This window comes from Amycolatopsis sp. NPDC114503 (assembly GCF_055633655.1).
In genome coordinates, this window is the sequence record NZ_JBVKDT010000007.1 from 119,156 (window position 1) to 128,291 (window position 9,136).

Here is a 9,136-nt window from a genome sequence, read left to right on the forward strand (position 1 = left end):
GCCTCACGGTAGCGGTCAGCGGGTGCCGAGCCAGGCGTAATCCGGTGCCGAATCGAGCACGATCCCGTCCGCCACCGCGACGAGCTGTTCGCGCGGCAACCGGCCGGAAGCGGTCAGCCAGCGTCCGGACGACAGCCGCACGGCGACCTGCGCGTCGGCCGGTCCGGAGGCGGGCACGTAAGCCCCGGACTGACCGCGCACCTGCACCGGCCCAGATCCGCCGAGAGCCGGCGATCCGCCGCCGATCGTCACGCGCACTTTGCCGCTCGGACCGCTCGCGTCGAGCACGGTTGTCGCGTTGTCCGAGTCGCTGCCGCGCACCGTCGTGGCTTCTTCGCGCATTCCCGCGGGCAGCGGTCCGAACCGCGCCTCGCCCCGGATCAGCACTGGCTCCTGGCTTACCGAATCGGCCACTTGCTCGGCCACCGTGCGCGCGTCCGGGACACCTTCCACCTTCGCGGTCAGCACGTGGCGGTCGTCCGGCATCCAGGTCAGCGTGGCGATCGTGTCGCTCGGGCCGGTCACCATGGCGACCCGTCCGTGCACCACGACCTGGTCCTTCAATGCCGAGATGCGCAGCGCGGTCTGCGCCCATTCCGGATCGGCCGTGGAATGCGCCGCGACTTCCACCCGGCTCGCGCCGGCCTGCCATTGCCGCACCTGCGCGGTGTTCCCCGGCCCGCCCGAGCGGTACTGCTCGGTGAAGCCGTCCGGCAGCCAGCTCGGCGTGTACGCGAGCACCGGCCGTCCGGCGGCAGGGGTGAGCTGCGCGGGCGTTTCGGTGACGGTGTTGACCACCAGCGGCACCCCGGCGGCGGCCGCGATCACCGCGGCGGCCACGGCAGCGAGCGCGAGGCGGGGACGGCGCCGGGTCTGGCGGGCTCGTGCGAGCGCGTTGAGGACTTCATTGCCGTCCGGCGCCTGCTCCGCGAGCCGTTCGAGGCTGTCGCGCACCAGCGTCTCGGTCTCGTTCGACGGGGTCATTCTCCTGCTCCGGTGGTGAGGACGGGCGGCAACGAGGGCATGCCGGCGCGCAGCGTCGCCAGCGCGCGCGAGATTTGGCTGCGGACGGTCGAAACGCCGCAGCGGAGGAAGCCGGCGATTTCGGCGTCGGTGTAGTTCTCGTAGTAGCGGAGCACGACCGCGGCGCGTTGTTTCCGCGGCAGCGTGGCCAGCAAAGCGAGCATTTCGTCGCGTTCGTCGTAGGCGGTGCTGGGATCGGCGGTCGGCGGCCCGAGCGAATCGAGCACCGAATGGTTCGACGGGACCACGCGGCGGGCGGCGCGGCGGCGCCACGAGAGGTATTCGTTGGTGATCATCCGGCGGACGTAGGTGGGCGGCGATTCGATCTTCGCCCAGCGCTGCTGGGCGCGCAGGAGCACGTCCTGGACGATGTCCTGCGCCAGATGCGGGTCGTCGGCGAGGACGGTCGCGTAGCGCAGCAGCCCGTCGAGGCGTTCCGCCACGAAATCGTCGAAACCGGTGGTCACGATCATGAGACGCGCGAGGGGGCGGTTTTGATGCACCGGATCCGAAAATTTGTGACGAACCCGTGGCAGCGGGCTTGACCGGGCGGCCGACTAGGCTGGACGGCATGGCTGTGGCGGTTCGGGTGATTCCCTGTCTCGACGTCGACGCGGGCCGGGTCGTGAAGGGCGTCAACTTCGCCGACCTGCGCGACGCGGGCGACCCGGTGGAGCTCGCGCGCCGGTACGACGCCGAGGGCGCGGACGAGCTGACCTTCCTGGACGTCACCGCGTCCTCCGGCGACCGCGAAACCACCTTCGACGTGGTCCGCCGCACCGCCGAGCAGGTCTTCATCCCGCTCACCGTCGGCGGCGGCGTCCGCTCCACCGACGACGTCAACCGGCTGCTGCGCACCGGCGCGGACAAAGTCAGCATCAACACGGCCGCGATCGCGCGCCCGGAACTGCTGCACGAGGCGTCGCGCCGGTTCGGGGCACAGTGCGTCGTGCTGTCCGTCGACGCGCGCCGCGTTCCCGAAGGCAGCGAACCGACGGCGTCCGGTTTCGAGGTCACCACGCACGGCGGCCGTCGCGGCACGGGAATCGACGCGGTGGAATGGGCCGCGCGCGGCGAGGAGCTCGGCGTGGGCGAAATCCTGCTCAACTCGATGGACGCGGACGGCACCAAAACCGGCTTCGACCTCGAACTGATCGATCTGGTCCGCAAAGCGGTGCGGGTCCCGGTGATCGCCAGCGGCGGCGCGGGCGCGACCGAACACTTCCTGCCCGCCGTGGAGGCGGGCGCCGACGCGGTGCTCGCGGCGAGCGTATTCCACTTCGGACAGTTGACGATCGGCGACGTGAAGAGCGCGCTGCGCACCGGCGGGGTGGTCGTGCGATGAGCCTCTCACCGGAACTTTCCGCCCGGCTGAAGCGAAACTCGGACGGGCTGATCGCGGCGGTCGTGGTGGACCACGCGACGTCGGACGTGCTGATGATGGCGTGGATGAACGACGACGCGCTGGAGTCCACGCTCACCACCCGCCGCGGCACGTACTGGTCGCGCAGCAGGCAGGAGCTGTGGGTGAAGGGCGAGACCTCGGGGCACGTCCAGCACGTGCGCGAAGTCCGCATCGACTGCGACGGCGACACGGTGCTGCTGCGGGTGGACCAGACCGGTCCGGCCTGCCACACCGGGACGCACACGTGTTTCGACACCGACGAACGGCTGCTGCTCGCCGAAGAGAGCGCGTGATGACCGTCGTCGCGAACGTGCTGATCGGGCTCGTCGCCCTGATCCACCTGTACATCGTCGTGCTGGAGATGGCCCTGTGGACCACGCCGCGGGCGCGCGCGGCGTTCGGCACCACCGAGGAATTCGCCCGCGAGAGCAAGACGCTGGCGGCGAACCAGGGGCTGTACAACGGATTCCTCGCCGCCGCGCTGATCTGGGGCTTGATCGCGGCCGACCCGGCGGGCTTCCAGCTGAAGCTGTACGGCCTGGCGTGCGTGATCGTGGCCGGTCTCTACGGCGCCGCGACGTCGTCGAAGCGGATTCTGTTCGTGCAGGTGCTGCCGGGCGGGCTCGCGCTGGTCTTCCTGCTGCTGTCGCGCTGAGCCTCAGTCGATGTCCCCGGTCAGGTAGCGCTGCAACGTCGGCGCCACCGCCGTGATCAGCGTGTCCGCCTCCGCGGCCACCATCGGCGGGAACCGGGCCACATACCGGATCAACCCCATCCCCACCAGCTGCGAAGCGCACAACGCCACGCGCAGCTCCCGCCGGTCCCCGCCGAGTTCGCTCAGCAGTCCGGTGAAAAACTGCGAGAAGAACTCGCGCAGCACGGTGCTCGCCGCCTCGTGGCTGGCGATGCTGCGGATCAGCGCCTGGAACGTGTCGCCGCCGACGCCGTCCCAGCGGGTCAGGAAGGTGTGCGCGATCCGGACTCCCAGCTCTTCGACCGGGCCGTCGCGCAGGACCGTGACCAGTTCCTCCGGTTCGAACGGCAGCTTCAGCACCGCTTGCGCGAACAGGCCTTCCTTGCCGCCGAACCAGTGGTTGACCATCGCCGCGTCGACTCCGGCGCGCGCCGCGATCGAGCGGACTGTCGCGCGTTCGTAGCCGTTCTCGGCGAACACCGTGCGGGCGGCTTCCAGCAGCACCGCGCGGGTGTCCTGACCAGCGGGGCGGCGGCCGCGGCGGCGCGCGGTAGTGTCTTCGGTGCTCACCGGACCATCTTGACCGGTTGCCGCCTCGAATTCAACAGTCATTGAATTGAGAGCCCGCCGACCGGCTGATCCGGCCGTAGCGGCACAATGAGGCGCATGGTCAGCTCAGCAGCCACGTCCACGGCCGGGCCCGGCCCGGTCAGCCCGTCTCGCGCCGGCTTCCGCGCGCTGGCCGAGAGCCGCCGCGTGATCCCCGTGGTGCGCCGCGTGCTCGCCGACGGCGAGACCCCGCTGGGGATTTACCGCAAACTCGCCGCCGACCGGCCCGGCACGTTCCTCTTCGAATCGGCCGAGAACGGGAAATCGTGGTCGCGCTGGTCGTTCATCGGCGTGCGCAGCCCGGCCGCGCTCACCGTGCGCGACGGCAAAGCGGTCTGGACCGGCACCCCGCCGGACAACCTGCCCGCCGAGGGCGACCCGCTGCAGGTGCTGCGCGCGACCGTCGAGGCGTTGCACACCGAACCGCTGCCCGGCCTGCCCCCGCTGACCGGCGGAATGGTCGGCTATCTCGGCTACGACTCCGTGCGCTGGCTGGAAAAGCTGCCCGAGCTGGCCGAACGGGACCTCGACATCCCCGAGCTGACCATGCTGCTCGCCACCGATCTCGCCGCGTTCGACCACCACGAGGGCACCGTCACGCTGATCGCCAACGCGGTCAACTGGGACGACTCGGCCGAGCGCGTGGACGCCGCGTACGACGACGCGCTGGCCCGGCTGTCCGCGATGACCGAACAGCTGCGGGTGCCCGCGCCGCCGACGGTCGCGACGTTCGACCGGCCCGCGCCGGAATTCCGCCGCCACCGCACCAAGGAAGACTTCCACGCGGCCGTCGACAAGGCGGTCGAGGCGATCAAGGCGGGCGAAGCGTTCCAGGTCGTGCCGTCGCAACGGTTCGAGATCGAGACCGGGGCCGACGCGCTCGACGTGTACCGCGTGCTCCGCACCTCCAACCCGAGCCCGTACATGTACCTGCTGCGGCTGGAGGGTTTCGACATCGTCGGCTCCAGCCCGGAATCGCTGGTGACCGTCCGCGACGGCCGCGCCACCACGCATCCCATCGCGGGCACGCGCTGGCGCGGCGCGGATCCGGAGGAAGACGCGCAGCTGGGCAAGGACCTGCTCGCGGACGAGAAGGAACGCGCCGAGCACCTGATGCTCGTCGACCTCGGCCGCAACGACCTCGGCAAGGTCTGCAAACCCGGCACCGTGCACGTGGTCGACTTCTTCCAGATCGAGCGCTACAGCCACGTCATGCACATCGTGTCCACGGTGACCGGCGAGCTGAAGGACGACGCCACGGCCTTCGACGCGGTCACCGCCTGCTTCCCGGCGGGCACGCTGTCCGGTGCGCCGAAGGTGCGCGCGATGCAGCTGATCGAGGAACTGGAGCCGGTGCGCCGCGCGTTGTACGGCGGCGTCGTCGGCTACCTGGACTTCGCGGGCGACGCGGACACGGCGATCGCCATCCGCACCGCGCTGATGCGCGACGGGACCGCGTACGTCCAGGCGGGCGGCGGCGTGGTCGCGGACTCGGTCCCGGACTACGAGGACACCGAATCGCTCAACAAGGCCCGCACCGTGCTGTCCGCGATCGCCGCAGCGGGCACGATGATCCCGGCGGGGGAGCTGGACCCGGCTGAGGACTCGGCCGGTGTCTGAGCGGCCCGGGGAGGCGGAACCGCGGCGCGGCGGGGCCGAGGCTGCCGAGACACCGGACGCGGTCGAACCCGCGGATGTCGGTGAAAAACTGCCTGGCACAGGGAAAACCGCTGCTGAGGAGTCCGCTGGCAGCGGGAAATCGCCGACGACGGCCGAACCCGCCCCCGGCCCCGCGTCGGCACGCCGTCCACTGTGGACGATCATCCTCGCCCTCCTGCTCGGCGCGCTGGCCCTCTGGGGAGCGTCCCGGATGGTGTGGTTCGCCGAATTCCGCGACGAGGGCGTGCGCGGCACCGTGCTGTACACCGAACCCGGCGAGCAGCGCTCCACCGCGCTCGTGCCGCTCGCGCTCCTCGCGCTCGCGGGCGTCGCCGGGGCCGTCGCGACCGGCGGCTGGCTGCGCCGCGTGCTCGGGATCGTGCTGGTGCTCGCCGGCGCGGCGGGCGTCTGGAGCGGCGTCGACGGGATCTCCTTCGGCGGGTTCGCGCCCGGGCTGCCCGGCACGGAAATCGTGCTCGGCCACCTGATCGCGGTGCTCGGCGGAATTCTTGTCGCATTCGGCGGGTTGGCGGCGATCAAGTGGGCGGGAGCCGCGCGGAAGCTCGGAGCCCGTTACGCCGCACCGGGAGCCAAGGCGGCGCGGAAGGATCCGGACACCGAATTGTGGGAGGCGCTGTCGGAGGGGGACGACCCGACCGACGGCGGGGATCCGCGTCGCTGAGCAACCCGGAACCGGCCGGTCATCGAGCGGGGGTTAGCATCGTTTCGGCGGGAAGGGGAAGGTTTTTGTGAGCGAGCTTGCGAGTGGACCCAGGAGTGCGGCAGCGGGTAGGGGCGTCCGATGAGCGTGCTCGAAGACATCGTCGCCGGCGTGCGCGAGGATCTCGCGCAGCGGGAATCCGCGCTGCCGTTCGACGAACTGAAGGCCAGGGCGGCCAAGGCCGTCCCGCCGCGTGACGTGATGGCGGCGCTGCGCGAATCCGGCATCGGCGTCATCGCCGAGGTGAAGCGGCGCAGCCCGTCGAAGGGCGAGCTGGCCGCGATTCCCGACCCGGCCGCGCTGGCCCGCGACTACGAGGACGCCGGCGCGCGCGTGATCAGCGTGCTGACCGAGCAGCGCCGCTTCGGCGGCTCGCTCGCCGACCTCGACGCGGTGCGCGCCGCGGTCGACATTCCCGTGCTGCGCAAGGACTTCGTCGTCAGCCCGTACCAGGTGCACGAGGCCCGGCTGCACGGCGCGGACATGGTCCTGCTGATCGTCGCCGCGCTGGAGCAGAACGCGCTCGCCGCGCTGCTCGACCGCGTCGAATCGCTCGGCATGACCGCGCTCGTGGAGATCCACAACGCCGAGGAGGCCGACCGCGCGCTCGAAGCGGGCGCGAAGGTCATCGGCGTCAACGCGCGCAACCTGCACACCCTCGAAGTGGACCGCGACGTGTTCTCCCGCCTCGCGCCCGGCCTGCCGATGGACGTGTTCAAGGTCGCCGAGTCCGGCGTCCGCGGCCCGGGAGACCTGATGTCCTACGCCGGCCACGGCGCGGACGCGGTGCTCGTCGGCGAGGGCCTGGTGGCCTCCGGCGACCCGAAGGGCGCGGTCGTCAAGCTCGTCACCGCCGGTTCGCACCCTGCCTGCCCGAGGCCCTCGCGGTGACCGAGCGCGGCAAGCACGACCCGGACGAACGCGGCTACTACGGGCCGTACGGCGGCCGGTTCATGCCGGAAGCGCTGATCGGCGTGGTCGACGAGGTCGCGGCGGAGTACGAGAAGGCCCGTCACGACCCCGAGTTCACCGGCGAACTGAACCGGCTGCTCACCGAATACGCGGGCCGTCCGTCGCTGCTGACGGAGGCCAAGCGGTTCGGCGAGCACGCCGGCGGCGCGCGGGTGTTCCTCAAGCGCGAGGACCTCAACCACACCGGTTCGCACAAGATCAACAACGTGCTGGGCCAGGCGCTGCTCACCGTCCGGATGGGCAAGAAGCGCGTCATCGCGGAGACCGGCGCGGGCCAGCACGGCGTCGCCACGGCCACCGCGTGCGCGCTGCTCGGCCTCGACTGCGTCGTGTACATGGGCGAGGTCGACACTGAGCGCCAGTCGCTCAACGTCGCGCGGATGAAGCTGCTCGGCGCCGAGGTCGTGCCGGTGAAAACCGGGTCGCGCACGCTGAAGGACGCGATCAACGAGGCGCTGCGCGACTGGGTCACGAACGCGGATACCACGCACTACCTGTTCGGCACCGCCGCCGGCCCGTACCCGTTCCCGATGATGGTGCGCAATTTCCACCACGTCATCGGCGAGGAGGCACGGGCGCAGATCCTGGAGAAGGCGGGCCGGCTGCCGGACGTCGTCGCGGCGTGCGTCGGCGGCGGGTCCAACGCCATCGGCATTTTCTCCGGCTTCTACGACGACCCGTCGGTGCGGCTGGTCGGCCTGGAGCCGGGCGGCGAGGGCATCGAGGGCAACCGGCACGGCGCGACCCTCACCAAGGGCACCCCCGGCAACCTGCACGGCGCGATGTCGTACCTGCTGCAGGACGAGGACGGCCAGACGGTCGAATCGCATTCGATCTCCGCCGGGCTCGACTACCCGGGCGTCGGCCCGGAGCACGCGTGGCTCAAGGACTCCGGCCGCGCCGAGTACCGCCCGGTCACCGACGCCGCCGCGATGGACGCCTTCCGGCTGCTGTCGCGCACCGAGGGCATCATCCCGGCGATCGAATCGGCGCACGCGCTTGCCGGGGCCCTGGAACTGGGCCGCGAGCTGGGCCCGGACGGGCTGATCGTGGTCAACCTGTCGGGCCGGGGCGACAAGGACATGGACACCGCGGCCCAGTGGTTCGGGCTCGTGGACGGGGAGGACAAGTGAGCGGCCTCGACGAGCTGTTCGCGGCGACGCGGGCGGAACAGCGGGCCGCGCTGGTCGGCTACCTGCCCGCCGGATTTCCGTCCGTGGACGGCTCGAAAGACCTGCTGGCCGCGACCGTCGACGGCGGTGCGGACCTGGTCGAGGTCGGCGTCCCGTACTCCGACCCGGTCATGGACGGCCCCACCATCCAGGCCGCCGCCGAGGCGGCGCTGGCGAGCGGATTCCGGCTCAAGCAGCTGTTCGAGGTCGTGGAATCGGTCTCGGCGCGCGGCGGTCGTGCTGTCGTGATGACGTACTGGAACCCGGTGCACCGCTACGGGGTCGACGCGTTCGCGCGGGACCTGGCGTCGGCCGGTGGCCTGGGCCTGATCACGCCGGATCTGATCCCGGACGAGGCCGACGAGTGGATGGCCGCGTCCGCGGAGCACGGGTTGGACCGGATTTTCCTGGTCGCGCCGTCGTCGTCGGAGGAGCGCCTCGCGAAGACCACGGCGGCCTCGTCGGGCTTCGTGTACGCGACCGCGGTGATGGGCGTGACCGGTGCCCGCGACGCGGTGGGCGTGCACGCTGAGGACCTGGTGCGGCGGACGCGGGAACACACGAAGCTGCCGATCGGGGTGGGCCTCGGGGTCCGTTCGCGCGAGCAGGCCGCACAGGTGGCCGGGTTCGCGGACGCGGTGATCGTGGGGTCCGCGCTGGTCACGGCCGCTGCGGACGGTCCGGACGGCGTGGCGAAGCTGGCTTCGGAGCTGGCGCAGGGCGTGCGCGAGGCGGTTGCTCCGGCCTGATCTCGGGTCGAGCGCCGGAAACTGTCGGTGGTCGTTCGTACTCTCTCGGTATGCGGAAGAACCGAGGGGGAGTGCGACGGCTCTGGCAGACTGGACTTGGCAAGAGAGAGCAAGCGCGGGTTGAGGTGACTT

Annotated in this window: 11 protein-coding genes; 8 read left to right on the top strand and 3 right to left on the bottom strand. The window is 71.2% G+C overall.

The features are described from left to right. Positions 1-15: 15 nt before the first annotated feature. Positions 16-984 (bottom strand): hypothetical protein, encoded by a 969-nt coding sequence (locus ACZ7OI_RS28795; protein ID WP_470267274.1) that lies wholly within the window; start codon positions 982-984, stop codon positions 16-18. Beyond that, positions 981-1,496, bottom strand: coding sequence for a SigE family RNA polymerase sigma factor (locus tag ACZ7OI_RS28800; protein ID WP_470267275.1), 516 nt, complete (start codon positions 1,494-1,496; stop codon positions 981-983). Before ACZ7OI_RS28800 ends, ACZ7OI_RS28795 begins: the two co-directional genes overlap by 4 nt. A gap of 98 nt (positions 1,497-1,594) precedes the next feature. Here ACZ7OI_RS28800 and hisF point away from each other — a divergent pair, with 98 nt between their 5' ends. From hisF to ACZ7OI_RS28815, 3 genes are read left to right on the top strand one after another with little or no spacing between them, the layout of a single operon-like run. Next, entirely contained in the window at positions 1,595-2,368 is a 774-nt protein-coding gene (hisF, locus tag ACZ7OI_RS28805; protein ID WP_470267276.1) for an imidazole glycerol phosphate synthase subunit HisF, read from the top strand. Then, positions 2,365-2,721 (top strand): phosphoribosyl-AMP cyclohydrolase, encoded by a 357-nt coding sequence (hisI, locus tag ACZ7OI_RS28810; RefSeq protein WP_470267277.1) that lies wholly within the window; start codon positions 2,365-2,367, stop codon positions 2,719-2,721. Before hisF ends, hisI begins: the two co-directional genes overlap by 4 nt. Further along, positions 2,721-3,083, top strand: coding sequence for a DUF1304 domain-containing protein (locus ACZ7OI_RS28815; RefSeq protein ID WP_344268118.1), 363 nt, complete (start codon positions 2,721-2,723; stop codon positions 3,081-3,083). The genes hisI and ACZ7OI_RS28815 overlap by 1 nt, the downstream gene beginning before the upstream one ends. 3 nt (positions 3,084-3,086) lie before the next feature. On the opposite strand, the gene ACZ7OI_RS28820 is transcribed toward ACZ7OI_RS28815, so the two are convergent. Then, positions 3,087-3,692: a TetR/AcrR family transcriptional regulator gene (locus ACZ7OI_RS28820; RefSeq protein ID WP_470267278.1), complete on the bottom strand. Its 606-nt coding sequence runs from the start codon at positions 3,690-3,692 to the stop codon at positions 3,087-3,089. 96 nt (positions 3,693-3,788) lie between these two features. On the opposite strand from ACZ7OI_RS28820, the gene ACZ7OI_RS28825 reads away from it, so the two are divergent. From ACZ7OI_RS28825 to trpA, 5 genes are all read left to right on the top strand, one after another. After that, the gene (locus tag ACZ7OI_RS28825) at positions 3,789-5,351 is read left to right on the top strand and encodes an anthranilate synthase component I (protein WP_470267279.1); all 1,563 of its coding nucleotides are present in this window, start codon (positions 3,789-3,791) and stop codon (positions 5,349-5,351) included. Positions 5,352-5,553: 202 nt separating this feature from the next. Next, entirely contained in the window at positions 5,554-6,072 is a 519-nt protein-coding gene (locus ACZ7OI_RS28830) for a Trp biosynthesis-associated membrane protein (protein WP_470267626.1), read from the top strand. 120 nt (positions 6,073-6,192) lie between these two features. Then, the gene (gene trpC, locus ACZ7OI_RS28835) at positions 6,193-7,002 is read left to right on the top strand and encodes an indole-3-glycerol phosphate synthase TrpC (RefSeq protein WP_470267280.1); all 810 of its coding nucleotides are present in this window, start codon (positions 6,193-6,195) and stop codon (positions 7,000-7,002) included. Next, positions 6,999-8,216, top strand: coding sequence for a tryptophan synthase subunit beta (gene trpB, locus ACZ7OI_RS28840; RefSeq protein WP_470267281.1), 1,218 nt, complete (start codon positions 6,999-7,001; stop codon positions 8,214-8,216). The genes trpC and trpB overlap by 4 nt, the downstream gene beginning before the upstream one ends. Beyond that, positions 8,213-9,004: a tryptophan synthase subunit alpha gene (gene trpA / locus ACZ7OI_RS28845; protein WP_470267282.1), complete on the top strand. Its 792-nt coding sequence runs from the start codon at positions 8,213-8,215 to the stop codon at positions 9,002-9,004. The genes trpB and trpA overlap by 4 nt, the downstream gene beginning before the upstream one ends. Positions 9,005-9,136 lie beyond the last annotated feature (132 nt).

What these genes read in the sequence shown, in the direction of transcription:
- ACZ7OI_RS28795 (WP_470267274.1), bottom strand. Translation starts at nt 984, where the DNA reads ATGACCCCGTCGAACGAGACCGAGACGCTGGTGCGCGACAGCCTCGAA.
- ACZ7OI_RS28800 (WP_470267275.1), bottom strand. Translation starts at nt 1,496, where the DNA reads ATGATCGTGACCACCGGTTTCGACGATTTCGTGGCGGAACGCCTCGAC.
- hisF (WP_470267276.1), top strand. Translation starts at nt 1,595, where the DNA reads ATGGCTGTGGCGGTTCGGGTGATTCCCTGTCTCGACGTCGACGCGGGC.
- hisI (WP_470267277.1), top strand. Translation starts at nt 2,365, where the DNA reads ATGAGCCTCTCACCGGAACTTTCCGCCCGGCTGAAGCGAAACTCGGAC.
- ACZ7OI_RS28815 (WP_344268118.1), top strand. Translation starts at nt 2,721, where the DNA reads ATGACCGTCGTCGCGAACGTGCTGATCGGGCTCGTCGCCCTGATCCAC.
- ACZ7OI_RS28825 (WP_470267279.1), top strand. Translation starts at nt 3,789, where the DNA reads ATGGTCAGCTCAGCAGCCACGTCCACGGCCGGGCCCGGCCCGGTCAGC.
- trpC (WP_470267280.1), top strand. Translation starts at nt 6,193, where the DNA reads ATGAGCGTGCTCGAAGACATCGTCGCCGGCGTGCGCGAGGATCTCGCG.